Below are 25,893 nucleotides of genomic sequence, written 5' to 3'. Positions count from 1 at the left end.
GATCAAAGATGAACGTGCTTGTCACCGGGGCCGAGACCTTTCTGGGGCTGCGCCTGATTGCAGCCCTGCGGGCAGCGGGGCATAGCGTCACCGCGTTCTCGACAGAGACGTCGGCGCCGTCGCGCTTTGCCGAAGATCCTCGGATTACATGGCGCCCATGGCCGACGCGGAAGGACGTGTTTGCAAAGGCGCTCCAGGGGATCGAGCTGGCGCTTGCGGTGGATCTTGCGGAGCTTCCCGGTGATCCGGAGGCGGCGCGTGACAAGCGTTTGACCAAACTGATCGAGGCGGTGGAGGCCTCTGCCGCCTTCCGTCTCGTACTGCTCGGAACGACCGAGATTTACGCGCCGCCGCAAGGCGTTGCGGGACAACTCGATGAGGATGCTCCGATGCGCGCCGAGGACGATATGTCTCCACGCGCCCGGCTTGCGCATACGCTTGAGGCTCGGCTCGCAGAAAGCGCTGCGGACTGGGCAGTGCTGCGTGTGCCGCTGATCCTCGACCCAAATAACCCTGCCGCGCGCAACCTGGTACGTGGAATTCTGGCCGAGGATGCTGCCGCCCCGGGACGCTTTCATCCTGTTGACAGCGAGGATGTGATCGCGGCCCTGCTGGCGATTGCGCGATCTGACAAAACCCGTGGGATGGCGACCCATATGGCCGCCCCTGTCGCGTTCTCGGATCGGGTACTGGATCAGGAATTGGGCCGGATCGCACGGTTACTGACCGACGAGGCAGAGGCCTACGACGCGCTGCGCCCGTCCCACCAGCCCACGGTCGCGGTTTTCTCCACTGAGGCGTTGGAAGCGCGGACCGGATTCGTGCCCCGCAAGTCCATTTGGCCCGCCCTGTCGCAAACGGTGCAGGCGGTGATCCATGAGTTGCAGTCGGACGGTGCACTCGATCCTTTGCCGCGCAAAAGCGGCTTTGTTTCACGCGCGCTGGAATTGGGGGAGGCGCCACTGGCCGGAAAGGTCGTCGTGATCACCGGGGCGACGCGCGGGGTCGGGCGGGCGACAACCCTTTTCTTGGGGCGCCTCGGAGCGACAATCGCTGCGGTGGATAGCAGCGCGAAAAGCGGCGAAGCCTTACTCAAGGAAGTCGAGACCGGGTTCAACGGTGTCTCCGGCACCTTTCTGGAAGCTGATCTTTCGAGCCTTGAAGCCCTGCGCGACGTCGCCATGGACCTCTCTGCCCGTTTCCCCAAGATCGATCTGCTGATCCACAGCGAAGATCGGCGCTTCAATACGCGGCGCGAAACGGAGGAGGGGCTCGAAATGACCCTCGCGCTCCACCATATCGCGCCGTTCCTGTTGTCCAACTTGCTCGCAGCTCCTCTGCAAGCAGCAGACGCCGCGCGGATCATCATGGTCAGTTCGGACGAGCATCGCGACGCCAAAGGTCCGGATGCGGATGAGACGACTTTTCAGGGAACGGACGCCTACGCGGAGGCCAAGTTTCAGAACTTGCAGGCGAGCTATGTGATGGCGCAACTGCTGGAGGGCAGTTCGGTCACCGTCAATGCGATCAATCCCGGTGAGGCGCGTCCGGAAGCTGCTGGAGATGGAGAGATCCCGGACCAGCCGCAGCAACGCGCCACTTCGGTCAAGGAATCCGCGATGGCCATTGTGACCTTGGCGACCGCACCCGAGTTCGCAGGCGAAACCGGTCTCTACCTGGAGATGGACACAATTGGCGCCTCGGCGCCGGCGACCTATGACGAGGAGGCAGCCTGGAAGGTCTGGGAAGAGGCTGCGCAGTTGACCGGATTGGCGCATGCGAGCCAGGACGAACCGGCCTCAATAATCCAGCTGTAAGCCAAAGCTTGGGTCAGCGGCGGGCTCTTTCGAGACCGCCGCCTAACAAATCCCTCAGAGTTTCGAGCGGAAGAAGCTGATCGCGGCTCCTGCGCCGTTCAGATCGCCACGTGAAGGCCCGAAGGTCTTTTCACCCTTCCGGCCGCCGCCATGTCCTGGCCACCAATGGCCCATATTCGGGACCGCGCAAACCGTGACCTCGGCGCCGCCAGAGCAGCCCTTGAAGCTTTCACAACTCGCACCGGGCAGACGAGAGCTCGACGATTTCGAACCGCAATTGTTGGCGCCTTTCCAGAAGTTGGCCATTTGCGCGACCGAGGGCAGCTCGGCCCCACGTCCGGTCTTGTTCAAGGAGCTTTTACCGCCCTGATAGGGGGCAATCGTGTCCTCAAGACCATGCATGATGAAGATGGACACTGCCGAGCCGCGCCCGCATCCGCTCAGATCCTGTTTCACCGCGCCACCACCGGCGATCGCACGGAACCGGTCCGGCATCTGACAGGCGACCTGCTGGCTCATCACCCAGCCGTTGGAGAACCCGGCGGCGAAGTTCCGGCTCTTGCTGATCGGGCCGAAGTTTTCGAGATCCTGAAACATCGCTTTCACGAAGCCGAGGTCGTCGATCTTGCGGCGCTGGGCCGGTCCGCAGCAATCGCCGCCATTCCAGGTGCGACGGAAGCCTTCGGGATAGACGATGATAAAATCCTCGGCCCCGGAGGCCCGATGCAGGTTTGCCTGATCCACGAAGCCCTTGCCCGACCCGAGGGCCGGGTGGAAGGCGAAGATCACGGATGTCTCGCGTCCCGCGCGGACGCGGTCGGGAATATAGGCGCGGTAGCTCCGCTCCCGATTGCCGACTTTGATCTTCCGTTCGACCAGCTCGAACTTCGCCTGCGCAGGCGTCGGGGCGGTGGTCACGGCCACCGCCGCGAGGATCGCGAGGCAACTGAGTTTCAGGGACATAAACTGGAGAAGTCTGGTGCGCAGCATCATCATACCTTGTGTAAACTTGGCTGACGTTACCCTACACCAATGCCCCTTGCTATCCGATAGTATCAGGCAGGAGCAGCGTCGAAGACTTCCACCGGATTGGCGAAATCATTCCCAATTGTGCCGTCTCTGATCAACATCACGCCGATATAGCGATGGGTCGTGCCCGGACAGGGAATCGCCTTGATGTTCGGCAGACGCGCGACATGCAGGCTCTGGGTCGTGTCGATCGCATCCTCGGGTGTGTAGTAGAGGCGCACGGCCTTCACCTTGTCCGGGTTGGCCTCAATCAGCGGCCAAGCATCGAGATAGCGCGGCTCCATCCCCTGGCTGGTGTAGAACTCAACCATGCCTTCCATGGCACCGGGCACACGCTCGCCCGCGCCATTGAGCGCATCACGGGTGTTGGGATCCACGAAGGTCACGGTGCCCACGGTGATCACATCATCACAGCCCACCAGATAGCCATAGATCAGGGCCGCGTAGCCCCCGATAGAGGCACCGAACATGGTGACCCGCTTGGGCCCCATCTTCTTGATGAAGTATTGCAGGAATTCGACCGTCTCATCGAGATCGTTGCTCAGCCCGAGGATCCCGTTATGGAATCCCGTATGCACGCTGGTTTCGCGCAAAAATAGGAAGGTCTGGGGCAGATCGCGGGCGTAGTCCTTGAAATCAAAAGACTTGCGCCGCACGGCGGCGTTGGAACTGAACATAATGATCAGGTGATCGGGATCGCCGTACTGAACGGCGGCGCATTCGGAAATAAATTCGAGACTCATGAGGGACCTGTGTCACTGAATAGCTACGGGAGTGTAGACTGGCTGTATCACTACATCGCAAGCCTAGGGTGAATTCTAGCTTAAGATCTACGCATTTGCACGAACTGCGTCGTTTTGCAGGCGAAAAAACCGCAGAGCGCACACCAAATAGCAGTAAACTGTCGGCAATGTAGAAACAGATGTCCTAGGGGGTCATTGGCCGGTGGGGCGCGTGTTCCGCGCAACATTAGTCAACTGCGACACGCTCTGCGATTGAAAAACAGGCAGTGTTGTGGAAATTAAACCCTAAGGCCGATTGTGTTTTTTAGCAGGCGGGACCCATGCCCCGAGGCAATGCAGCGCTGGTCCCCGACGGGGCCCCGGCAAAACGATACAAACTCAATCCAGATGCCAAGGTCTCCCGGTCGGAGGGGGGCAAGGGCACTCATGGGTTCTACAAGGATGCGAAGTCCGGTCGGCTGTTTCGTCTTGGTACGGAAGAGTTTTTTCTGCTGTCGCAACTGGGGCGGGGCCGGAGCTTCGAACAGGCCGGGGCCGCGTTCAAGACCTCCTTCGGGCAGGCGGTGCGCAAATCCACCGTTGCGGGCTTCGCCGCCCAGATGGTTGCGGCGGGGGTGCTGCTAGAGGATAACGGCGCGGCGCCGCAGCCGCCGAGCGCCGAGCCGCCCGCGCGCGACGGTGCAAGCCCGGTGGAGAAGGCCGAAGCGGCGGAGATGGATGCCGATCTGTTGGCCTCCGAGCCGGAAACGCTGCCGAACCCGGATGAGGATATCGACGGGCTTGAGGATCTGATTTTCTCCGAGACCGCGCCGGTTGCGCCAGAACCGACGCCAACCGACGCGTCCGAGACGGATCAGACGAAGGAGCCTGCCGAGAGCGGAGCACCGCCAAGCTTCCGGGCGGCGGCCATGGCCGCACGGGAGGCCCTGCAAGCCAAGGCCAGGGAAATCAAGGAAGCGGCTGAGGCCGCGGAAATTGCTCAGCAGCCTGCGAGCACCGCGGCTGAGAGCGCCCAAACCGAGAGCGCTCGGATCGAGAACACCCAGGCCGGGAGCGCCCGGACGGAGAGCGCTGCGCCAAGCGATGACACTGTCCCGAAGCCCTCAGAGCCCGCAGCGGAGGCAGAGGAAGCGCTTGCTGCGGAGACCCCGAACGAGGATCCGGCCCCTGCGGAGCCCACGCCGGAGGATCCGCCCGCAGAGGCTGCGCGGGTCTCGCCGAGCTTTGATCCCAAGACCTCCCGCTTCTCTGCCGGCCGTCGTGGGCCTGAGACCCCGGCCGGGGCAGATACGTCCGCCGCCGCACCCAAGCCCGCGAACGAGCCCAATGGGGAGACCGCGACCTCCGGTGCCGATGCGGAAACACCCAAACCAAGCCCGAAAAAGCCGGTCTTTCGCAAGACCGGGCTCAGTGACGGGGTCCCCCACAAGCCTGCCACGCCGAAGCCCGGCAACCCTGGTGCCGCGAGTGGTTCAGACGCCCATGCCCGTGCTGGCGCCGAAGACCCCGCCGATCCCGGGACGCCCCACGAGGAAGACGCGCCGCAAATCGCCAACGCGGCCATTGCCGGGCGCAAGGTCAAGTTCGAGCGCCACGCGGATCTGAAATCGGATCCGGCTATCAAGAGCATCCGCTCGCTTTTTAATCCGACCGGGCTCTTTGCGGCGGTCAACGCGGTCTTTGGCTGGCTGGGCTGGTTCAAATGGCTGCTCTGGCCGCTGACGATCTTTGCCTTCATGGCCGTTTTCACACGGCTTTCGGAATACGGCACCAGCATCAGCAGCGCGCGGGGCGCGATCGATCTCTTCTGGCGGATCGTCGCCTCGACCCTGACGGTGAACTTCTTCACCGCGTTTCTGACCGGGCTGGCGATCCATCGCCAAGGCGGCGAGACGCCAGGCTTCGGGTTCCGCATGCTCTTCTTTGTGATCCCGCGTTTCGCGGTGGACGAGGCAGGGGTGCGCAAGCTCTCACGCGAAGGCAAGCTTGCGGTCTATGCCACGACCATGCGCACCCGGCTGGCGATTTTCGCCCTGGGGACGGTGTTCTGGGCCTTTGCGCGCTCCTCGCAGACAGTGCTGCCGGATGTGGCGCTGCTCGTGTCCCAAATCGCGCTGATCACGCTTGTGCTCACGGCTTTCCCGCTCTCATCCGGGGACGGGTACAAATACCTGACCACCTATTTCCGGCAGGAAATGCTCAAGCAGCGCGCCTATGCGTGGATGTTCAAGGGCAATCAGAGCAAGCTGGGCATGACCCTTCCGGAGCCGACACCGGGGGAGAAGAAGATCTTCGTCTCCTACATCATCGGCTCGACGCTCTTCACGGGGCTGATCCTGAGCTTCCTTCTGGTCTTTGTGTCGACCGCTCTGGTGGGCCGCTTCGGTGGCTCGGGCGTGGCGATCTTCTTTGCGCTCCTGGTGGCGTTTGGCATCTGGATCCTCTCCATGAAGGCCAAGAAGGAAGAGATGGCCAAGGCGACCATGAAGACGGTGATCGCCGAGAAAATGGCCGAAAAGGCCGCCCAGGGCGGGCGGGGCGGACAGGCGGGCGCCGGCATGGCCGGTGGTTTTGGGGGCGGTGCAGGGTTTGGCGGGGCCGGGGGGGCTGGTGCCTATGCCGCTGGCGGCGGGGCGGCCGCCCAGAGCCGCGCCCTTGTCCCCGTGCCCCAAGGCAGCCGCGCCCTCGCACTCGGACAGAGCCGGGACCTGACCAAGGCCGGGCCGCGCCCCTTGCCCGGGCTCTATGCCGAGAACACCGCCAAATCCCGGCGCAGCAAATGGATCTTCCGGCTGAGCGCGCTCGTGCTTCTCGGGGCGCTGGCCTATGCGGCCTTCCAACCCTACGAGTTCGAAGTGGGCGGGGAATTCGTCATCCTGCCCGACACCCGCTCCGAAGTGGGCGCGCGCGTCGCCGGGGAACTGATCGAGATCTTTGTGGCCGAGGGCGATGTGGTTGCCGAAGGGGATCTGCTGGCGCGGATGTCCGACTGGGAACCGCGGATGGAGGTTGAGGTGCGGCGGGCCAAGCTGGCCCAGGCCGAGGCCCGGCTTGAAGACTTGCTCGACGGGGCCACCCCCGAGGAGATCGCGATTGTCGAGGAAAGCGTCGCCCACGCCCAGGCGGAGCTGCCCTTCCTGCTGTCGCAGGCGGAGCGCGCGCAGGAGCTTCTGGATCGCAATGCCATCTCGCAGGTCGAGTATGAGCGGATCCGCATGCAATACGAGACCGGCCAGATCGAGCTGCGCACTGCCGAGGCGCGCCATGCGGAGATCACCGCGCCTCCCACAACCACCGATGTGGCCGTGGCCGAGGCAGAGATCGAGCGGCTGAAAGCCGAGCTCGTCTATCATCAGGATCAGCTCGACAAGGTGGAGCTGCGCGCCATCGCGCCGGGTCGGATCGTCTCCGAAAACGTGCATCTGCTGCGCGGCAAGTATCTCAATGTCGGCGAGCTGTTTGTTGAGATCGAAGACCATGAGGTCGCCCGGGCGGAGGTCAGTGTCTCGGAGACCGATATCGGATTGGTCCAGCTGGGCGACGTGGTCCGCCTCAAGGCCTGGGCCATCCCCGATGAAGAGCGGTTGGGCACGGTGGTCTCCATCGCCCCCTCGGCTGAGGTCGAGGATTTCGGCCGGGTGGTGCGGGTGAAAACCCAGTTCCCCAATGAGGAAGGGTTCTTCCGCCCGGAAATGACCGGCTTTGCCAAGATCGACGGGGCGGAGATGAAGACATGGGAGGCGTTTACCCGCCTCTTTGTCCGCTTCTTCCTGATCGAGGTCTGGGGCTGGATCCCGTAGGCGCGGGCTCCTAGCGCGGCGCGCAAATCAGTGATGCGATGCTCCGCGCGCCTGTCGACGCCCGCCTGTGACCAATTGCCCCGCTGGCGGACGCGCAGCTCTCAGGCGCGGTTGCGGTAGAGCGACGGGTCCACAGCCTCGGCCATGGCCTGCACGTCGAGTCCGCAATCGAAGAACTCGGCGATCCGCGCAGCGGAGGAGGCCGGATCGGTCACGATCGTGCTGTAATCCACGAAGAGGATCTCGATATTCCGCTGGGCCCGCGCCCATTTCTGGAAATCGAACACCTCGCCCTGAAAGAGCTTGATCATCAGATCCCGATCCACCGCGTTCGGGTCGAGCCCCTCGCGCTCCAGCATCTTTTCCTGGCTGGCGACCACTTCGCCCAGATCCCGTTGAAGAAAAACGATGCGATAGGGCACGTCGATGGGCAGGTCATAGACCAGCTTGTAGATCACCTTGACCACCTGCCCGGTGGATTTCGCAACCCAGCTGTCATCTTCCTTCAGCGCCTTGACCGGCTCGAACTCGAAATAGCCCAGCGGGTTGTCGTCATTCGGCTCCCGCTCGTGATCCACCACCGGCGGGAACCCCCCCGCCGTGAGCATCCGCATCATCATCGAAGTGCCGGACCGGGGCAGGCCGGACACGACGGCCACAAAATCAACAGTGTCGTGCATGAAAGATCCTTCGTCGCAAAAGTCGCGGGGCAAGATGCTGCTGTATCCGCGCGGGGTTCCAAAGAGTGTTTACACACAAACCCCTAACGCGGCATACCGGAGAGGAGGACGGCGCGTCTAGGCGCGCTGTGTCACATCAACGCATTCAAATCCCCGGATCGCTTTCTCACAGGAGATTTTTGTCATGGCAAAGAAACCGGCCAGCCCCTCCAAACCCGCCGCTAAGACCACCCGTGCCAAGAGCACAACGGCGAAGTCTCCGGCGAAAGCTCCCGCAAAGGCCCCTGCGAAGGCCGCAGCGAAACCGGCGTCAGCGACGGCCGCTCCGGCGACTGAAGCCGCGCAAGCACCGGCCACGGGCTTTGGCGGCGGCGCTGCACCTGCGGGCGGTTTGCGGGGTCGCTTCGGGCGCGGTCGCTTTGCCGCACAGGCTCAGGGCGGCGGCGCCGCGGGCGGTGCTGGTGGTGCCGGTGGCGCAGGCGGTGGTGGTGGCCGCTTTGGTGCGGGCGCCGGAGGCGGTTTCGGCGCAGGCCAGGGCGGATTTGCCAAGGCGCAAGGCGGCGGTTTCGGAGGCCGGTTCGGCCAGGGTGGCGGCCAAGGCGGTGGCCAGGCCGGTCAGGCGGGCGGCGGCTTTGGCGGCGGCCGCTTTGGAGGTGGCCAGGCGGGCCAGGGCGGTGGCCAAGCCGGGGGCGGCTTCGGGGGCCGGTTCGGCGGCGGCCAGGGTGGCCAGCAAGGCGGTGGCTTTGGCGGCGGTCGCTTCGGTGGCGGCCAAGGTGGCCAAGGCGGTGCCGGGCAAGGCGCGGGCCGGTTCGGTGGTGGCCAAGGGGCTGCGGGCCAAGGCGGCGGCCGCTTCGGCGGTGGTCAGGGTGGCGGCTTCGGTCAGCGGCCCCAGCAGGGCGGTGGCCAAGGCGGCCAACAGGGCGGTCAGGGCGGCTTCGGCAATGGGCGTCTCGCAGCCTTCCTCGCAAATCGCCAACAGGGCGGTCAGGGTGGCCAGCAAGGCGGCGGCTTTGGCGGCGGGCGCTTCGGCGGCGGACAAGGTGGCCAGGGCGGCCAGCAGGGCGGACAAGGGGGGCAGGGCGGCTTCGGCAACGGACGCCTCGCGGCCTTCCTCGCCAACCGGCAGGGTGGCGGCCAAGGGGCCCAGGGCGGTGCCCAGGGCCAGCAGGGCGGTGGCTTTGGCGGCGGTCGTCTGGCCGAACGTCTCCGCAATGCGCAAGGCGGACAGGGTGGCGGCTTCGGCGGTGGCCGATTTGCCGAACGCTTCCGCAACGCTCAGGGCGGCGGTGATGACAACGCAGCGCCCGGCAATGTCCAACCCGGTCGGTTCGCCGGACGTTTCGGTGGCGGCAACCAGGGCGGAGAGGCCGCTCCGGCGCAGGCAGCCCCTGCGGCAGCACCCGAGGCGCCAGCAGCCTCGAAAGCCCCTGAAGGCGGCTGGACCAATTGGAAGAAAGACGCGGCCAAGGAGGACTGAGCCCTTCCGCGCATCGGATCAACGGGCGGCATCTTCGGGTGCCGCCCTTTTTCGTGGCCCCGGCAAGCTGGGCCGCGCCCACGGAAATCGTCTCGCGGCGTGCGCCTGCGTCTTGAGCGTTCTGCTGTTCCGTGCCTATTCTTTCAGCGGGCGCACAAGCCGCCCCAGCCCGGACACGGCTCGGCGCCGGTTTCAGCTTGAAGCCCTCTGCATGCCGATTTTCCGTCAGGGCGGATTACAAAAAAACACCGATAGGGAGCCCACCTCATGACCCACCGCAAGACCCTCACGCCCAGCACGGGCCTCTCCCGGCGCGCGCTGCTCAGCTCGGCCCTGGCCCTCGTGGCGGCGGGTGCCCTGGTGCCCGGGGCCCGCGCGGCCGAGCCGATCAAGGTTGCGGGGATCTACACCGTGCCGGTCGAGCAGCAATGGGTGAGCCGCATCCATATCGCCGCGGAGGCCGCCGCGGCCGCAGGTCAGATCACCTATACCTTCTCGGAAAATGTCGCGAATACGGACTATCCGCGCGTCATGCGCGAATATGCCGAGAGCGGTGTCGAGCTGATGATCGGGGAGGTCTTCGCCGTCGAGGCTGAGGCCCGCGAGGTGGCTGCCGACTATCCGGAAGTGGCCTTCCTGATGGGCTCGTCCTTCCTGGAAGATCCGGGGCTCGCGAATTTCGCAGTCTTCGACAACTACATTCAGGACGCCGCGTATCTGACTGGTTTGATTGCGGGATCCATGTCCGAGGCGGGCAATATCGGCATGGTCGGCGGCTTCCCGATCCCCGAGGTGAACCGCCTGATGCATGCCTTCATGGCCGGTGCGCGCGAGACCAACCCGGACGTGACCTTCCAGGTCAGCTTCATCGGCTCCTGGTTCGATCCGCCCAAGGCCAAGGAAACCGCCTTTGCGATGATCGAGAACGGGGCGGACATGCTCTATGCCGAACGTTTCGGCGTGTCCGATGCCGCGCAGGAACGGGGGCTTCTGGCCATTGGCAACGTGATCGACACCCAGGCGGATTACCCCGATACGGTCGTCGCCTCCGCCCTATGGCATTTCGAACCGACCCTGCAGGCCGCCATTGCTGCTGTGAACGCGGGCACCTTTGAGGCCGACAATTACGGCGTCTATTCCTACATGAAGGAAGGTGGCAGCAGCCTCGCACCGCTCGGCACCTTCGAGGGCAAGGTTCCCGCCGAAGTCATGGATCTGGTGAAGGCGCGCGACGCGGCGATACGCGACGGCAGCTTCACGGTGGAGATCAACGACACCGAGCCGAAATCCTCCTGATGACCAGCCCTTCCGGGGCGCAGCCTGTGCTGCGCCTCGACAGCATTACCAAACGCTTCGGCGCGCTCACGGCCAATGATCAGATCTCCTTTGATCTGGCCGAGGGCGAGGTGCTGGCCCTGCTCGGCGAGAACGGGGCGGGCAAGACCACGCTGATGAATATCCTCTTTGGCCATTACACCGCCGATGAGGGCGGGGTGGAGGTGTTTGGCCAGCCGCTCCCGCCCGGGGAGCCGCGCGCGGCACTCGCCGCGGGGGTGGGGATGGTGCATCAGCATTTCACCCTCGCGGATAACCTGACCGTGCTGGACAATGTGATCCTCGGGACCCAATCGATCTGGCGGGCGGCCCTGGGCACCGGCGCGGCGCGGCGCAAACTGGCGGATCTGGCGTCGTCCTTCGGGCTTGAGGTGGATCCGGACGCCCGGGTCGGGACGCTGACCGTTGGAGAGCGGCAGCGGGTCGAGATCCTCAAGGCGCTCTACCGCGATGCCCGGATCCTGATCCTGGATGAGCCGACGGCTGTGCTCACCCCGCAAGAGGCCGACGCGCTCTTTGCCACCCTGCGCAAGGCGGTGGCCCAGGGCATGTCGGTGATCTTTATTTCCCACAAACTCCATGAGGTCACGGCCATTGCGAACCGCGTTGTGGTCCTGCGCCATGGCAAGGTTGTGGGGCGCGTGGCCACGGCTGAGACTGACCGGCACAAGCTGGCAGAGATGATGGTCGGGGCCGAGATCGCACCGGTGGCGCCACGCCCGGCGACGCCCGGTCCGGCGCTTCTGAGCCTTGCTCAGGTCAGCACACCCAGCGAAGGCGCGGCGCCGGGGTTGGCCAAGGTGACGCTGGATCTGCGCGCGGGCCAGATCACCGGACTCGCGGGCGTCTCGGGCAACGGGCAGGTGGCCCTCGCGGATCTGATCGGCGGGCTGATCGCGCCCGCCTCGGGCGAGATGCGGTTCGGCAATGCCCCGGTGGAGGATTGGTCCCCCCGCGCGGCGCTGGCCCATCGCATCGGACGGATCCCCGAGGACCGACACAAGACCGGGACCATCGCGGATTTCTCCCTGACCGAAAACGCGATCCTCGAGGCCTATCTGAGCGCAGGGTTCAGCCGTCGCGGTTGGATGCGCTGGGGCGCGGCGCGGGACTTCGCGCGCGAGGTGATCGACACCTATGACGTGCGCTGCCCGGGACCGGAGACGCCGATCCGGCTTCTGTCCGGCGGCAATATGCAGAAACTCATTCTGGGCCGCGTGCTGGAGGATGCGCCGCGGATCGTGCTCGCCAACCAACCCGTGCGGGGCCTCGATATCGGCGCGGTCACCTACGTGCAGGAGCAGCTGATCAAGGCCCGCGATGGCGGGGCGGCAGTGCTTTTGATTTCCGAGGATCTCGACGAGGTTCTGGCCCTGTCGGATGTGATCCATGTGATGTCCGAGGGGCGGCTCTCGCCCGAATTTGCGCGCGGCACCATGACCCCGGCGGAGCTGGGCGTCTGGATGGCTGGCGATGGATTTGCGGAGGGCGCCCATGCGGCTTGAACCGATTGCAGACCCGGGGATGGGCCGCACGCTGGGCCTGCCGGCGATTGCGCTGACCCTGACGGTGATTGCGGCCTCCGGGCTGGCGCTGGTGGCCGGGGGCGATCCGTTTTCGGTGCTGGGCCTGATTGTGCAAGGGGCGGTGGGCTCGAAATTCGCCCTGCTGGAGACGCTCAACCGCGCGACCCCGCTGATCTTCACCGGGCTGGCGGTCGCCGTCGCCTTTCGCGCCAAGCTCTGGAATATCGGGGCTGAGGCGCAGCTCTATGGCGGCGCGGTGATCACAGTGCTTCTGGGTACAGGGTTTTTGCCCTGGCCCTCGGGGATCCTTCTGCCGACCCTGGTGATCGCCTCCATGGTGACCGGTGCGCTCCTGCTGCTGGGCCCGGCGATCCTAAAGACGCGGCTCGGGGTGGATGAGGTGGTCACCACGCTTTTGCTGAACTTCATCGCGCTTCTCTTTGTCTCCATGCTGCTCGAGGGACCTATGAAGGACCCGATGGGCATGGGCTGGCCGAAATCCGAGCGGTTGGTGGCGGAGGCGCGCCTGCCGCGCCTGATCGAGGGGCTGCGCCTCCATTGGGGCTTCGGGCTGGCGCTGATCTCGGCGGGCGTGGTCTGGGTGATCCAGACCCGCACCACGCTCGGCTATGAGATGCGGGCCGTGGGCCTGAATGCGCAGGCCGCGCGGTTCGCGGGGATCCCCGTGGGCAAGGTGATCCTGAAAACCGCCTTCCTCTCCGGCGGGCTCGCGGCCCTGGCCGGGTTCTCGGAGGTGGCCGGGCTCAAGGGCTCGCTCACCCTCGATCTGAGCCCGGGCTTTGGCTACACGGGCATCATCGTGGCGATGCTGGCGCTGCTCAATCCGCTGGGCGTGGTGATCTCGGCCCTCTTCGTGGCAGGGATCTTTGTCGGCGCAGACAGTATGAGCCGGGCGGCGGGCGTGCCCACCTACATTGCGGATATCCTGCTGGCGCTGGCGCTTCTGAGCATGGTGCTGGCGATCATGCTGACCCGGTTCCGGGTGGTGCGAGGCTGAGATGGCAGAGCTGTTCGATATCCTGCTCTCGGCGAGCTTCTGGGCCGCGGCGATCCGCATTGCGAGCCCGCTGATCTTTGCCACCATGGGAGAGCTGATCTGCGAACGGGCAGGCGTGCTCAATCTCGGGATTGAGGGGATCATGGTCGCCGGGGCCTTCGCGGGCTGGATGGCGGTCTATTCCGGGACCGATCTCTGGACCGGGGTGGCGATTGCGGCCATGGCCGGGATGCTCTTTGGCCTGGTGCATGCGACGCTGACCGTGCCCTTCGGGCTGAGCCAGCATGTGGTGGGCCTCGGTGTGACCCTACTTGCGACGTCGGCCACCTATTTCGCCTATCGCGTGGCGCTGCCCGAAGTGTCGAGCCCGCCGCGGATCGAGGCGTTTCAGACTTACGAGGTCCCGCTCCTGTCGGACCTGCCGCTGGTGGGCGAGGCGCTCTTTTCCCAGACGCCGCTGACATATCTGGCCTTTGCCGTGGCGATCCTGACGGCGATCATTCTTTACCGGACGCCCCTAGGGCTGGCGGTGCGCGCAGCGGGCGAGAACCCCAGCGCGGTGGAGGCGCAGGGCCTCTCTGTCACTGGTCTCCGCATGGGAGCGGTGATCGTGGGCTCGGGCCTGATGGCGGTGGGCGGCGCGTTCCTGACCATGTCGGCCTTCAACTCCTTCTTCTTCGAGATGGTGAATGGGCGCGGCTGGATCTGCATCGCGCTTGTGGTGTTCGGCGCGTGGCGTCCGGGCAAGGCGCTCCTCGGAGCGCTCCTCTTTGCGGCGTTTGACGCGCTGCAGGTGCGGCTGCAACAGACGCCTCTGGGCGCGGATATCCCCTATCAGGTCTTCCTGATGCTGCCCTATATCCTGTCCATTCTCGCCCTTGTGGTCATGTCGCGCCGCGCAGAGGTTCCCGCCGCGCTCATGGTGCCCTATAACAAGGGCGCACGCTGAGGTGGTGCTCGCGCAGAAAAGACAGGCAAGCTCATGAAGTTTCGCGACTATTTCTACACCGAGGACCCCTATGCCGGGTTTGATGCGGCCTCCGTGCCGCCCGATCGACAGGGCTGGGGCAGCACGGCGGGCATCTTCGCCAAGCTCCTGACCGAGCTAAAACCCGCCAAGATCGTCGAGGTAGGCACCTGGAAAGGGGCCTCGGCGATCCATATGGCGGAGACCTGCCGAGAGGCCGGGATCGAGACCGATATCCTCTGCATCGACACGTTTCTCGGGGCGAGCGGGCTCTGGCTCCGCGCGGGCTATGCCGAAGACACTCTGAAGATGCAGGCGGGGATCCCGTCCATCCACGCGACCTTCATGCGCAATGTGATCGATGCCGGTCTGACGGATGTGATCACCGCTCTGCCGCTCCCCTCGCGAGAGGCGGCAACGGTGCTGGTCAAGCGTCGGATCAAGGCGGATCTGATCTATATCGATGGCGACCATTCCTATGAGGGTTGTCTCGAGGACCTGCGCAGCTACCGCGATGCACTGGCGCCCGAGGGGCTGATGCTCTGTGATGATTACAGCTTTGACGGGGTGGCCAAGGCGATCACCGAGTTTGTGGCCGAGAGCGGCTGCGAGATTCTGGAGGTCGGAAACAAGGTCGTTCTGAGCTTTGGGCGCGACATCTCGGATCTGCGGCAATGGCAGACGGATATGATGGCCCGGCAAGCTGCCCACAAGGCCAAGAAAGAGGCGCAGGCCGCCGAGGCGCAAGCAAGCGGGGGCTGAGCCGGGATGATCGACATTCTCGTGCAGGGGGGGACGCTGCCGGACGGGCAGGTGGCCGATATCGCGATCGCGGGGGACCGCATTGTCGAGATCGCCCCGAAGGTTGAGGCCGAGGCCGGGCAGGTGATCGACGCGCGCGGCGATCTGGTGAGCCCGCCCTTTGTCGATCCGCATTTCCACATGGACGCGACGCTCAGCTATGGCACCCCGCGGATCAATGCCTCGGGCACTTTGCTGGAGGGGATTGCGCTGTGGGGGGAGCTCAAGGCCCAGACCAATGTCGATGCCATGGTCGAACGGGCGCTGGAGTATTGCGATTGGGCGGTTTCCATGGGGCTCTTGGCGATCCGCTCCCATGTGGACACCTGCGATGACAGCCTGAAGGGTGTCGAGGCGATGTTGCAGGTGCGCGAGACGGTGAAGCCCTATCTCGATTTGCAGCTTGTAGCCTTCCCGCAGGATGGGTTCTACCGCGACCCCACGGCGGAGGCGAACACGCTCCGCGCCCTCGATATGGGCGTCGATGTGGTCGGGGGGATCCCGCATTTCGAGCGGACCATGGCTGATGGTGCGGCCTCCGTGCGCGCGCTTTGCGAGATCGCGGCGGATCGCGGGCTGCCCGTAGACCTGCATTGCGACGAGACCGACGATCCCATGTCGCGCCATATCGAGACATTGGCCGCCGAGACCATCCGCTGCGGCTTGCAGGGCCGGGTGGCGGGCTCGCACCTGACCTCCATGCATTCCATGGACAATTATTATGTCTCGAAACTGCTGCCCATGGTGGCCGAAGCCGGGATCGCGGCGATCCCGAACCCGCTGATCAATATCGTGCTGCAGGGGCGGCATGATACATACCCGAAACGGCGCGGGCTGACCCGGGTCAAGGAAATGCAAAGCTTGGGCATCCCCGTGGGCTGGGGGCAGGATTGCGTGCGCGATCCCTGGTACTCGCTGGGGACGGGCGACATGCTGGATGTGGCCTTCATGGGGCTCCATGTTGCGCAGATGACCGCGCCTGCAGAGATGGCGCACTGTTTCGAGATGGTGACCGAGACCAATGCGGCGATCATGGGGCTTGCGGAGTACGGTCTGGCAAAAGGCAAGCTGGCCTCGCTCGTGGTGCTGGATGCAGGCAATCCGATTGAGGCCGTGCGATTGCGCCCGGATCGGCTCGCGGTGATCTCCAAGGGCAAGCTCGTGGCGCAAAAGGCGCGCAATGACAGCCGTTTGACCCTGCCCGCGCGCCCGGACAGCGTGCGCCGCCGCCATTGAGCTGCTTTTGGTGCGCCTGGGGGCGGGGGCGCGGTGCACATGTGCACCGCGCGGACGCGCTTAAGAGCCCGGCATTCGATCTCGATGGCTTCTGCTGCGCCAGCGCGCGGGTCCGCGCGGTCCTGCAGGGACCGCGCCACGCTGTGCTCAGATCCGCGAGCGGCCAATGAGCGTGCCCGAAACAGCCGAGGAGGTACTCCGCCGCGCCGGACGGAACCCGTTTCGCCGCTACCCTGCGCCCGAGGCCGGGGCGGAACGGCTCTATCCCCTCGCCATGCCCGCCAGCACGCCCAGTTTCCAGATCTCGCCAGAGGACACGATCTTTGCCATGGGCTCCTGCTTTGCCCGCGAGATCGAGACGGCGCTGGCGAACTCGGGCATGAGGGTCCTCAGCCGGGATCTCGAGCTCGGGCCCATTGGCGCCTCGCTGGAGGATCCGGCGAATTTCTTCAACGCCTACACGGTGCCCTCCATGGCCGCCGAGCTGCGCTGGGCCCTGGAGCGCGACAGCTTTCCGGGTGCCGCGCTGTTTTATCCGCTTCGCGAGGATGACAGCGCCTATCGCGACCTGACGTTGGGATCCGCCAAGCTTGCCTTCCCCCGGGCCGATATCCTCGCCTTCCGCCAGCGCGTCCTCGACGTGACCGCGCAGGTGGCGGAGGCGGACCTGCTGGTCCTGACCCTCGGCCATGTGGAGAGCTGGCGCGACACAGCGCTCGACATTCCGCTCAACATCGCGCCGCCCCCTGCGCTCTGCGCGCGGTTCCCGGGCCGCTTCGCGCTCGAAGTGTTGAGCTATGAGGACATCCTCGCCGGTCTGCGCGGGATCCACGACCTGCTCCTCCGGGTGCGCAGGAAACCCCTGCGCATGCTGCTGACCGTGTCGCCGGTGCCCTTGCGCGCCACGTTCCGGGATATGGATGTCCTCTTGGCCAACAGCTATTCGAAATCCGTGCAGCGCGCGGCGGTCGAGACCTTTGTGGCTGAGACCAAGGGCGTGGATTACTTCCCCTCCTATGAATGCGTGACGCTCAGCGATCCGGCAGCGGCCTGGACCGAAGGGGATTTTCGCCACGTGGCCCCGGATCTGGTCGCGCGGATCATGGCCGAGGTGCGGGCGCGCTACATGCCGGGCGAAGAGACCGGCCTGCGCCGCGACGCCCTTCTCACCAATGCCCGGCTTCTGACCCGCATGGAGCGATATGGCGAGCTCTGTGATCTGTTGCAGGACGCGCCGGAGCGAGCCGGGAGCCCGGACTTGCAGCAGGCCTATGCGGTGGCGCTCCGCCGCAACAACCGGATTGCCGAGGCGGTCGCGGCCATCTCTGACGTGGTCGAAGCGGCGACCGAGGATCACCGCGCGCTGGAGCGGTTGATCCGCTGGCTTGAACAGCTCGACCGGATGCCTCTGGCGCGCGACTATCTCGACCTCCACGCCACGCGCTTTCCCAAACGCCGCAAGTTCCGCCGGGGGCGCAAGGCCCGTAAAGCTGCCCGGAAGCGCTAGACGGAGCGGTCCACCCCTGCCGGTTTCTTGGGCAGATGCTGTTCCATGCAGCAAAAAATCCTGCGCAGCGCTTGACCTTCCTGCGCCCCTTTCGGAACCTGCCCGCTGATCGGGCCCCTGGGGCCTGACCCAATCAGGCCCGCAATGGGGCCGCAACACAGGGAGACGACGCGTGTTTCAACGCTTTGCACAGATTTGCGCGGCGGGGGCTGTGCTCGCCGCTGCCTCGACGGCCGGGGCCGAGACCAAACTGCCCTTCGCCTTGGACTGGAAATTCGAAGGCCCCTCCGCGGCCTATTTCGCCGCCGTGGATAACGGCCATTTCGGGGAGGCGGGCCTCGATGTGGAGATCTCGGCAGGCCAGGGCTCGCTCGACGCGATCCCGAAAGTGGCCACCGGGGCCTTCCCCATGGGCTTTGCCGATATCAACAGCCTGATCAAGTTCCTCGACCAGAACCCGGGCGCGCCGGTGATCGCAGTGATGATGGTCTATGACAAGCCGCCCTTCGCCGTTGTGGGCCGCAAGAGCCAGGGGGTCATGGCGCCCAAGGACCTCGAAGGACGCGTGCTGGGCGCGCCGCCCCCCGATGGGGCCTGGGCGCAGTTCCCGGCCTTTGCCACGGCCAACGGGCTCGATGTGGATGCGATCACCGTGGAGCCTGTGGGCTTTCCGACCCGCGAGCCGATGCTGGCCGAGGGCAAGGTGGACGCGGTCACCGGTTTCAGCTTCTCGTCTTACCTGAACCTCGTGCGGCTCGGCGTGCCGGAAGACGATATCTCGACCATCCTGATGGCTGACTATGGCCTTGAGCTCTATGGTAATGCGATTATCGCCAATACCGAGTTCGCGGCGGCCAATCCCGAGCTGGTGACTGGCTTTCTCGGCGCCGTGGCCAAGGGCTGGAAGGACGTGATTGCCGATCCCGCAGCCGGTGCCGCCATGGTTCAGGACCGCAACCCGGCCGCCGATGTGGCGCTGGAGCAGCGCCGCCTGGAGCTCGCCATCGAGGCCAATGTGGTCACCGACTACACCGAGGCCAATGGCATGGGCGGGATCGACACGGCCCGGATGGAGAAAGCCATCGCGCAGCTGGCCGAGAATTATGCGTTCCAGTCCACGCCGGATATGAGCCTCTATTTCACGGATGCGTATCTGCCAGATGCCGCTTTGCGGATGCTCAAGTAACCACGTGACCACGCGCCGGGGCGGCTGCCGCCCTGGCCCAACGCAAGGGGGCCGGCGATGTCCGCAGCCATGATCGAAATCGCCGGCGTCACCCATGCCTACCGCACGGAGAGCGGGCCGCTGCCGGTGCTACGCGACCTCAGTCTCTCGGTGCCCGAGAACGGGTTTGCCGCCGTGGTCGGGCCCTCGGGCTGCGGGAAATCCACCCTGACGCGCCTGATCGCGGGGCTCATGAAGCCCGATACGGGCGATGTCCGCCTCCATGGAGAGAAGGTGAAGGGCCCGAAATCCACCGTGGGGATGGCCTTTCAGAACCCGGTGCTGCTGGAATGGCGGACGATCCTCGACAATGTCATCCTGCCATTGGAGATCGTCGCCCCGCGCATGCCGCGCAAGGATCGCGTCGCGCGTGCCGAGCATCTGCTGGGGCTCGTCGGGCTCGCCGGGTTCGAGGACAAGCGCCCCTCTGAGCTTTCGGGCGGGATGCGTCAGCGCGCCTCGCTCTGCCGCGCGCTCGTCCACAAGCCCGAGGTTTTGATCCTCGATGAGCCCTTTGGCGCGCTCGACGCCTTCACGCGCGAAGATCTGTGGCAGCTCATGCATACCTTGCGCGCGGAGGAGCCCTTTACCTCGCTTCTGATCACCCATGACCTCCGCGAGAGCATCTTTCTGGCCGATCAGGTGGTGGTTCTGTCCGGGCGCCCGGCGACGACCCAGCATATCCTCGATGTGAGTTTCGAAGGGGCGCGGGTGCTCGACGACCTCTACACCCAGAAGGCGACGGATATGCTCGCGATCCTGCGCCACGAGATCCAGGTCGCCCAGGGAAGGGCCGAGACAGCGGAGGCCGCGGAATGAGAACCTTTCAGAAGATCGCGATCCCGCTGGCGGCCATTCTGGCGTTTCTGGTGTTCTGGGAATGGCTGGTCTGGGTCAATGACTGGCCGAATTACAAGATGGCCTCGCCCAGCGACCTTTGGCCTGCCTTCTGGAAGTTCCGGGGGCTGTTCTTTGAGTACGGCTGGCAGACGCTCTGGCGGACCGTCGCGGGGCTCTTGCTGGCGGTGGTGTTTGGCGTCGCACTCGGCATGATCATGGGGTTCAGTCGGACCATGCGCGATGCGCTCTATCCTCTGCTGGTGGGGTTCAACGCGATCCCCAAGGCGACGGTGGTGCCGGTGATCGCGCTGATGTTCGTGGGTCAGCATGACATGAACACGATCCTGATCGCGTTCCTGATCTCGTTCTTTCCCATCGCCGTGTCGGTCTCGATCGGGCTCAGCACGCTGGAGCCGGAGTATCGCGATATCCTGCAATCCCTGGGCGCGTCCAAGACGACGATCTTCTGGAAGATCGCCCTGCCCAAGACCTTGCCGGAGTTTTTTGGCGCGCTGAAGGTCGCCGTGACCCTGGCGTTCATCGGGACAAACCTGATGGAGATTGTGGAGCCCCATGGCAAGGGGCTCGGCCATCTCTTTGACAGTGGCAAGATCAGCGCGGACTACCCGCTGATGTTCGCTGTGCTGATCGCTTTGGCGTTTTTGGGGATCGTCCTCTACTACATCGTCGTGGCGCTGGAAAAGATCTTCGCGGGCTGGGCCGAGCGCGCCGAGACCTGAGACCGGGCCTGCCAAGTGCAAAGCACTTGGCCCGGGCGCGCTCCACATGTGGAGCGCGCGGACGCGCGCGCGATGTGCGCGAAGCAAGGGGTTGAGACGGCGGTTTGGGCCAGCGGGTCCGCGCTCCTGAAGGGAGCGCCGGGTCAATCCGGGACGAACGGGTCGTCCGGGTAGATCACCTCTTGCAGGTAGAGCCCCTCCGGTGGGCAAACTGGTCCGCAGGCGGCGCGATCCCGCGCTTCGAGTGCAGTTCGGACATCCTGCGGCGCCCAGCTGCCTGCGCCCACCCGTTCCAGCGTGCCCACGATGCTGCGCACCTGATTGTGCAGGAAGGACCGCGCGCGCAGGTGAAACCGGATCTCCGTGCCATGGGGCAAGGGGATTTCGTCGATGGTGATCTCATCGAGCGTCTTCACAGGCGAGGCCGCCTGGCACATCACCGACCGAAAGGTCGTGAAGTCGTGGTTGCCGATCAGACAGGCCGCTCCGTCCTGCATCGCCGCCACATCGAGTGGGCGCTGCACGCGCCAGACCAGACCCGCATCATGGGTGGCCGGTGCGCGACGGGCGAGCAACCGGAACAGATAGCGCCGCTCCACCGCTGAGAACCGCGCGTGGAAGTCCTCGGCAACCCGCGCGGCCGCAACCACCGCCACGGGTTGCGGGCGCAGGTGATGGTTCAAAGCTTCCGACAGCCGAAAAGGATCCCAGTCCTTTGCCAGATCCACATGGGCGACTTGCCCCGTCGCATGCACCCCCGCATCGGTCCGCCCCGCCGCCGCGATCCCGGCATGGTCAGGCTGCAGCTTGCGCAGGGCACCCTCCACCGCCTCCTGCACGGAGGGATGCTCTTTCTGGCGCTGCCAGCCGGAAAACGGCGCGCCGTGATACTCGATCTTGAGGGCAAATCTGGGCATGGCGCGTCGCATAACGCGGCGGCGCGCCCAAGACAATTCCGCAATTCCCCCGGTCGAAGGCCTTTGAACCCCGTCCTGCGCATCCTTATGTTATTCCCCGAGCACGAAGGACGCGATTTTGGTATTCTCCACAGTAACTGACAGCATCGAGCGCGGGGTGACCGGCTTTACAGACGCTGTCTCCGAGACTTTTTTCGAACCGGTCATTCGCCTTGGCGTGACCGGCCTCAGCCGTTCGGGCAAAACGGTGTTCATCACCTCGCTGGTGGCCAATCTGCTGGAGCGCGGGCGCATGCCGCAGTTTCAGGCCGCGGCCAGCGGCGCGATCCAGAGCGCCTATCTCAAGCCGCAGCCCGATGACACGATCCCGCGCTTTGAGTTTGAAAACGCGCTGGGCCAGATGACCGGCACCACGCCGCGCTGGCCCGAGAGCACGCGCACGATCTCCGAGCTGCGGGTCTCGCTTCGGGTGCAGCCGCAAGGGCTCTTGGGCGCGCTTTCCGGGCCGAAAACCGTGCATCTCGATATCGTGGATTACCCGGGCGAATGGCTGCTGGATCTGGCACTGCTGGACAAAAGCTTTGAGGCGTGGTCGGCCGAGATGCTCAAACGTCTGCCCCAGCGCCCCGGGGCGGAGGCGTTTCTGGCGGCGCTCTCCGAGGCCGATCCGAGCGCGAAGCTGTCGGAACCCGACGCGCAGCACCTTGCCGCAAGCTACACGCAGGCGCTCCATACGGCGCGGGAGGCCGGGTTTTCCGACTGCACGCCCGGGCGCTTCATCCTGCCCGGGGAGCTTGAGGGCTCGCCGGTTCTGACCTTTGCGCCCTTGCCCGCAGGGGCTTATGGCCGGGGCTCGCTGGGCCGCGAATTTGCCCGTCGGTTCGAGGCCTATAAGGCGCAGGTCGCCAAGCCCTTCTTTCGTGATCATTTCGCGCGGATCGACCGGCAGATCGTGCTGGTGGATGCGCTGGGCGCGCTTCATGCAGGGCCGCGCGCGGTCGAGGATCTGCGCGGGACGATGGAGGATATCCTCAAGGCCTTTCGCCCCGGCAGCAATTCCTGGCTGACGTCGATGCTGGGCAAACGGGTGGAGCGGATCCTTTTTGCGGCCACCAAGGCCGACCATCTGCACCATACGCAGCATGCCCAGATGACTGCGATCATGGAGGCGCTCGTGCGCGATGCCCGCCGCCGCGCGGATTTCGCAGGGGCCGAAACCGGCGCCATGGCCATCGCGGCCCTGCGGACGACCGTGGAGGAAACCCGCACCCACAAGGGCCAGCCGCTCGATCTGGTGCGGGGCACGCTGCTGGAAACCGGCAAGGAGGCGGCCTTCTTTGCGGGCGAGCTCCCGAAGGACCCGAACGCGATCCTCGCCCCGGCGCGGGAGGGGGCGGAGACCTGGCTCGATGGTGACTATTCCGCCATGCGCTTTGCGCCCGCGCGCGTGGCCCTCGCCCCGGGCGAAGGGCCGCCCCATATCCGTCTTGACCGTGCGGCGGAGTTCCTGCTCGGAGATCGCCTGAGATGAGCGCAATTCAAGACCGGAGGGTCCTGCCATGACCGCCAAGAAAGGCGCTGTTCTGATCGATCTGGAGGAGGAGGCCACCAGCGCGGAGGCCCCCGACCGCGAGACACCGGCCTCGGCCCCGCCCGTGCCGGATCTGCCCGGGGCGGCACCCCAGGGGCAGGCGCTGCAGACCGTGGCGCGGCTGGCGGCGCGCCCGCCCTCGCGTCTGCTCCGGATATTCCTCTCGGCGCTTCTGGCGCTTGTGCTTTTCATGGCCGGGGTGGCGGCAACGAATTTCGTGACCGGGCTGCTAGCCAGCTCGCCGATCCTCGGCGCGGTGGGGGCAGGGCTCTTCGGGCTCGTGTGCCTCACGGCGCTGATGATCGCCGGACGCGAATGGCTGGGCTATCGCCGGTTGGCGCGGCTCGACGGGATCCGCGCGGCGGCGGATGCAGCGCTGGCCGCAGGCACCCTTTCTGAGGCCAAAAGCGTCGCGACCCGGATCTCGACGCTCTATGCGGATCGGCCGGAGCTGCGCGGGGCGCGGCAGGATATCGACCGCTCGGTGAAGGACCAGTTCGAGGTTGCGGCGGTCTATGAGTTGCTGGAGGCGCAGCTGCTCGAGCCTCTGGATCGCCGCGCCGAGGCCGAGATCGCGGCGGCGGCGCGTCAGGTGGCCACCGTGACCGCGCTCGTCCCCTTGGCTCTGGCGGATGTGATCGCGGCGCTCACCTCGAACCTGCGGATGATCCGCCGGATCGCCGAGATCTATGGCGGCCGCGCAGGCACACTCGGGAGCTGGCGTCTGACCCGCTCGGTCCTGACCCATCTGGTCGCGACCGGCGCCGTGGCTGTCGGCGATGACCTGATCGGATCCGTCGCGGGGGGCAGCGTGCTGTCGAAGGTATCGCGCCGCTTTGGCGAAGGTGTCGTGAACGGCGCGCTGACGGCGCGGGTCGGGGTCGCCGCCCTCGAAGTCTGCCGCCCGCTTCCCTTTGGCGAAACGCGCAAACCTTCTGTCACCGGGTTGGTGAAACAAGCGCTGGGCGGACTATTCTCTAACGGGACCTGACCCAAGACGGAGCGCCCGATGGACACCCTCGCCCCCAATCTCGACACCATGGTGCGCACGCCGCTCGATCCGGCCCATGTGGCGGCGATGCGGCGGATCGGGACGGAGGTCCAGTACGCCGCCGGGGACAAGATCACCAAGCTCGGGGACAAGCAGACCCATTTCCACTACGTGTTGGAGGGGGAGCTGGAGGCGATCGATCCGGTCACCGGGGGCCGCTATGGGAATGCCACGCTGGGGCCGACCCAGTTCACAGGCGAGATCAGCTTTCTCAATGATGGCCGGATCATGCTGGCCAATCGGGCGGTGCAGGACACGCGCCTGCTGCAGGTGCCGCGCGCCGAGATGCTGCAGCTGATGTCCGAAGTGCCGGAGATGAGCGATATCATCGTCACCGTCTTTGCCGGGCGCCGCCGCCGCCTGCTTGAAAGCCAGCAGGCAGCACTTACCCTGCTGGGCGCCAATCAGGATCGGCAGATCCGGCGCATCGCGGCCTTTGCCAGCCGCAACCGGATCCCTTATCGCTCCCTCGATCTGGAGGATCACGAGGCCGAGGATATCGCCGAGCAATGCGCGATCCTGCCCCGGCATCCTTGCGTGATCTTTGGCAAGAACACGGTGATCGAAGAGCCGAATCCGCGCAAGATCGCCCGGCTCTTGGGCATCGACATGCCGCTCGGGGGCACCCATGTCTATGACGTGCTGATCGTGGGTGGTGGGCCGGCGGGGATCGCGGCGGCGGTGTATGCCGGGGCCGAAGGGCTCAGCGCGCTGGTGGTGGAGGATCTGACCATTGGCGGGCAGGCGGGCACCTCCAGCCGGATCGAGAACTACATGGGCTTTCCCACGGGGATCTCCGGCGCGGATCTCTGCTGGCGCGGCGAGGTGCAGGCGATGAAATTCGGCACCCGCTTTGCCATGCCGCGGCGGGCGGCCCATGTCACACCGCTGGAGGACGGGATCTTCTGCGTGACCCTCGACGATGGGGAGGAGGTCTGCGCCAAGTCCATTGTCATCGCCACGGGGGTCCAATACCGCAAACTGCCGATCCCCCGGCTCGAAGAGTTCGAGAGCGCGGGCGTCTATTACGCCGCCACGGATGTGGAGGCCCGCTATTGCCGGAACACCGATGTGGTGGTGATCGGCGGCGGCAACTCGGCGGGGCAGGCGGCGATGTTCCTGTCGCGCACGGCCCATCATGTCCATGTGCTGATCCGGGGCGACAGCCTCGCCTCCTCCATGTCCTCCTACCTCTCCGAGCGGCTTGATCGCGACCCGTCGATCACGCTGCATCGGCGCACGCAGGTCACGGCGCTCCACGGGGCGGAAACGCTCGAAGGGGTGACGATCCGCGATGGGCAGATGGGGCAGGATTGGACGCTCAAGACGGGGGCGGTCTTCGTGATGGTGGGGGCCGCGCCCAATACCGGCTGGCTCGACGGCCATGTGGAGCTCGATGAGAAGGGCTTTGTGCGCACCGGGCCGGAAGTGGGCGGACGCTCCACCTTCGAGACCTCCTGTCCGGGGATCTTTGCGGTGGGCGATGTGCGCGCAGGCTCGGTCAAACGGGTGGCCTCCGGCGTAGGCGAAGGCTCGGTCGTGATTTCGAAGGTCTGGGAGCATGTGAACGCGCCCTGAACCCGGGCGCGTTCG

At 65.5% G+C, this 25,893-nt stretch carries 20 protein-coding genes; 15 read left to right on the top strand and 5 right to left on the bottom strand.

Annotated elements, in window-relative coordinates; all coding sequences use genetic code 11:
* Positions 1-8: 8 nt before the first annotated feature.
* Positions 9-1,817 carry an NAD-dependent epimerase/dehydratase family protein gene (locus tag ACP153_RS01460; protein ID WP_424969190.1) on the top strand — a complete coding sequence of 603 codons (1,809 nt, stop codon included), beginning with the start codon at positions 9-11 and terminating at the stop codon, positions 1,815-1,817.
* Positions 1,818-1,871: 54 nt separating this feature from the next.
* On the opposite strand, the gene ACP153_RS01455 is transcribed toward ACP153_RS01460, so the two are convergent.
* Together ACP153_RS01455 and ACP153_RS01450 are read right to left on the bottom strand one after the other, a co-directional pair.
* Positions 1,872-2,780 carry an alpha/beta hydrolase family esterase gene (locus tag ACP153_RS01455; RefSeq protein ID WP_424969189.1) on the bottom strand — a complete coding sequence of 303 codons (909 nt, stop codon included), beginning with the start codon at positions 2,778-2,780 and terminating at the stop codon, positions 1,872-1,874.
* Between the two features lie 92 nt (positions 2,781-2,872).
* Positions 2,873-3,589 (bottom strand): hypothetical protein, encoded by a 717-nt coding sequence (locus tag ACP153_RS01450; protein WP_424969188.1) that lies wholly within the window; start codon positions 3,587-3,589, stop codon positions 2,873-2,875.
* 320 nt (positions 3,590-3,909) lie between these two features.
* Between ACP153_RS01450 and ACP153_RS01445 the strand changes: the two genes are divergently transcribed.
* Entirely contained in the window at positions 3,910-7,389 is a 3,480-nt protein-coding gene (locus ACP153_RS01445) for an efflux RND transporter periplasmic adaptor subunit (protein ID WP_424969187.1), read from the top strand.
* Between the two features lie 101 nt (positions 7,390-7,490).
* Here ACP153_RS01445 and ACP153_RS01440 read toward each other — a convergent pair whose 3' ends face one another.
* Both ACP153_RS01440 and ACP153_RS01435 read right to left on the bottom strand, forming a co-directional pair.
* Positions 7,491-8,069 carry a sulfotransferase domain-containing protein gene (locus ACP153_RS01440; RefSeq protein ID WP_424969186.1) on the bottom strand — a complete coding sequence of 193 codons (579 nt, stop codon included), beginning with the start codon at positions 8,067-8,069 and terminating at the stop codon, positions 7,491-7,493.
* A 310-nt stretch (positions 8,070-8,379) separates the two neighbouring features.
* Entirely contained in the window at positions 8,380-9,387 is a 1,008-nt protein-coding gene (locus ACP153_RS01435; RefSeq protein ID WP_424969185.1) for a hypothetical protein, read from the bottom strand.
* A gap of 426 nt (positions 9,388-9,813) precedes the next feature.
* Here ACP153_RS01435 and ACP153_RS01430 point away from each other — a divergent pair, with 426 nt between their 5' ends.
* The 10 genes from ACP153_RS01430 (at position 9,814) to ACP153_RS01385 (ending at position 20,741) form a co-directional block, all read left to right on the top strand.
* The gene (locus ACP153_RS01430) at positions 9,814-10,842 is read left to right on the top strand and encodes a BMP family protein (RefSeq protein ID WP_424969184.1); all 1,029 of its coding nucleotides are present in this window, start codon (positions 9,814-9,816) and stop codon (positions 10,840-10,842) included.
* The gene (locus ACP153_RS01425) at positions 10,842-12,386 is read left to right on the top strand and encodes an ABC transporter ATP-binding protein (RefSeq protein WP_424969183.1); all 1,545 of its coding nucleotides are present in this window, start codon (positions 10,842-10,844) and stop codon (positions 12,384-12,386) included. The genes ACP153_RS01430 and ACP153_RS01425 overlap by 1 nt, the downstream gene beginning before the upstream one ends.
* Positions 12,376-13,425: an ABC transporter permease gene (locus tag ACP153_RS01420; RefSeq protein ID WP_424969182.1), complete on the top strand. Its 1,050-nt coding sequence runs from the start codon at positions 12,376-12,378 to the stop codon at positions 13,423-13,425. Before ACP153_RS01425 ends, ACP153_RS01420 begins: the two co-directional genes overlap by 11 nt.
* Position 13,426: 1 nt before the next feature.
* Complete coding sequence (locus ACP153_RS01415; protein WP_424969181.1) at positions 13,427-14,374, top strand: ABC transporter permease; 948 nt, start codon at positions 13,427-13,429, stop codon at positions 14,372-14,374.
* Between the two features lie 33 nt (positions 14,375-14,407).
* Positions 14,408-15,154: a class I SAM-dependent methyltransferase gene (locus ACP153_RS01410; RefSeq protein ID WP_424969180.1), complete on the top strand. Its 747-nt coding sequence runs from the start codon at positions 14,408-14,410 to the stop codon at positions 15,152-15,154.
* Between the two features lie 6 nt (positions 15,155-15,160).
* On the top strand, positions 15,161-16,429 hold the full coding sequence (locus ACP153_RS01405; RefSeq protein ID WP_424969179.1) for an amidohydrolase family protein: 1,269 nt from the start codon (positions 15,161-15,163) through the stop codon (positions 16,427-16,429).
* Between the two features lie 166 nt (positions 16,430-16,595).
* Positions 16,596-17,936: a GSCFA domain-containing protein gene (locus ACP153_RS01400; RefSeq protein WP_424969178.1), complete on the top strand. Its 1,341-nt coding sequence runs from the start codon at positions 16,596-16,598 to the stop codon at positions 17,934-17,936.
* Positions 17,937-18,108: 172 nt separating this feature from the next.
* A complete protein-coding gene (locus ACP153_RS01395; RefSeq protein ID WP_424969177.1) occupies positions 18,109-19,122 on the top strand; it encodes an ABC transporter substrate-binding protein in 1,014 nt (337 codons plus the stop codon).
* A gap of 69 nt (positions 19,123-19,191) precedes the next feature.
* Complete coding sequence (locus ACP153_RS01390) at positions 19,192-19,980, top strand: ABC transporter ATP-binding protein (protein WP_424969176.1); 789 nt, start codon at positions 19,192-19,194, stop codon at positions 19,978-19,980.
* Entirely contained in the window at positions 19,977-20,741 is a 765-nt protein-coding gene (locus ACP153_RS01385; protein WP_424969175.1) for an ABC transporter permease, read from the top strand. The genes ACP153_RS01390 and ACP153_RS01385 overlap by 4 nt, the downstream gene beginning before the upstream one ends.
* A gap of 143 nt (positions 20,742-20,884) precedes the next feature.
* On the opposite strand, the gene truA is transcribed toward ACP153_RS01385, so the two are convergent.
* Entirely contained in the window at positions 20,885-21,658 is a 774-nt protein-coding gene (truA, locus tag ACP153_RS01380) for a tRNA pseudouridine(38-40) synthase TruA (protein ID WP_424969174.1), read from the bottom strand.
* Positions 21,659-21,776: 118 nt separating this feature from the next.
* Here truA and ACP153_RS01375 point away from each other — a divergent pair, with 118 nt between their 5' ends.
* From ACP153_RS01375 to ACP153_RS01365, 3 genes are read left to right on the top strand one after another with little or no spacing between them, the layout of a single operon-like run.
* A complete protein-coding gene (locus ACP153_RS01375) occupies positions 21,777-23,189 on the top strand; it encodes a YcjX family protein (protein WP_424969173.1) in 1,413 nt (470 codons plus the stop codon).
* Between the two features lie 28 nt (positions 23,190-23,217).
* Positions 23,218-24,240 carry a YcjF family protein gene (locus ACP153_RS01370; protein WP_424969172.1) on the top strand — a complete coding sequence of 341 codons (1,023 nt, stop codon included), beginning with the start codon at positions 23,218-23,220 and terminating at the stop codon, positions 24,238-24,240.
* 18 nt (positions 24,241-24,258) lie between these two features.
* On the top strand, positions 24,259-25,878 hold the full coding sequence (locus ACP153_RS01365) for an FAD-dependent oxidoreductase (RefSeq protein ID WP_424969171.1): 1,620 nt from the start codon (positions 24,259-24,261) through the stop codon (positions 25,876-25,878).
* Positions 25,879-25,893 lie beyond the last annotated feature (15 nt).

The organism is Dinoroseobacter sp. S76, assembly GCF_049801095.1.
GTDB lineage: Bacteria > Pseudomonadota > Alphaproteobacteria > Rhodobacterales > Rhodobacteraceae > Dinoroseobacter.
The sequence above is the reverse complement of the archived record's forward strand: the minus strand, read 5'-3'. Positions and strand labels throughout refer to the sequence as shown.

Bases quoted from the DNA above. Each gene is read 5' to 3' on its own strand.
- ACP153_RS01460 (WP_424969190.1), top strand. From the start codon at position 9: ATGAACGTGCTTGTCACCGGGGCCGAGACCTTTCTGGGGCTGCGCCTG.
- ACP153_RS01455 (WP_424969189.1), bottom strand. From the start codon at position 2,780: ATGTCCCTGAAACTCAGTTGCCTCGCGATCCTCGCGGCGGTGGCCGTG.
- ACP153_RS01450 (WP_424969188.1), bottom strand. From the start codon at position 3,589: ATGAGTCTCGAATTTATTTCCGAATGCGCCGCCGTTCAGTACGGCGAT.
- ACP153_RS01445 (WP_424969187.1), top strand. From the start codon at position 3,910: ATGCCCCGAGGCAATGCAGCGCTGGTCCCCGACGGGGCCCCGGCAAAA.
- ACP153_RS01440 (WP_424969186.1), bottom strand. From the start codon at position 8,069: ATGCACGACACTGTTGATTTTGTGGCCGTCGTGTCCGGCCTGCCCCGG.
- ACP153_RS01430 (WP_424969184.1), top strand. From the start codon at position 9,814: ATGACCCACCGCAAGACCCTCACGCCCAGCACGGGCCTCTCCCGGCGC.
- ACP153_RS01425 (WP_424969183.1), top strand. From the start codon at position 10,842: ATGACCAGCCCTTCCGGGGCGCAGCCTGTGCTGCGCCTCGACAGCATT.
- ACP153_RS01420 (WP_424969182.1), top strand. From the start codon at position 12,376: ATGCGGCTTGAACCGATTGCAGACCCGGGGATGGGCCGCACGCTGGGC.
- ACP153_RS01415 (WP_424969181.1), top strand. From the start codon at position 13,427: ATGGCAGAGCTGTTCGATATCCTGCTCTCGGCGAGCTTCTGGGCCGCG.
- ACP153_RS01410 (WP_424969180.1), top strand. From the start codon at position 14,408: ATGAAGTTTCGCGACTATTTCTACACCGAGGACCCCTATGCCGGGTTT.
- ACP153_RS01405 (WP_424969179.1), top strand. From the start codon at position 15,161: ATGATCGACATTCTCGTGCAGGGGGGGACGCTGCCGGACGGGCAGGTG.
- ACP153_RS01400 (WP_424969178.1), top strand. From the start codon at position 16,596: ATGAGCGTGCCCGAAACAGCCGAGGAGGTACTCCGCCGCGCCGGACGG.
- ACP153_RS01390 (WP_424969176.1), top strand. From the start codon at position 19,192: ATGATCGAAATCGCCGGCGTCACCCATGCCTACCGCACGGAGAGCGGG.
- ACP153_RS01385 (WP_424969175.1), top strand. From the start codon at position 19,977: ATGAGAACCTTTCAGAAGATCGCGATCCCGCTGGCGGCCATTCTGGCG.
- truA (WP_424969174.1), bottom strand. From the start codon at position 21,658: ATGCCCAGATTTGCCCTCAAGATCGAGTATCACGGCGCGCCGTTTTCC.
- ACP153_RS01370 (WP_424969172.1), top strand. From the start codon at position 23,218: ATGACCGCCAAGAAAGGCGCTGTTCTGATCGATCTGGAGGAGGAGGCC.
- ACP153_RS01365 (WP_424969171.1), top strand. From the start codon at position 24,259: ATGGACACCCTCGCCCCCAATCTCGACACCATGGTGCGCACGCCGCTC.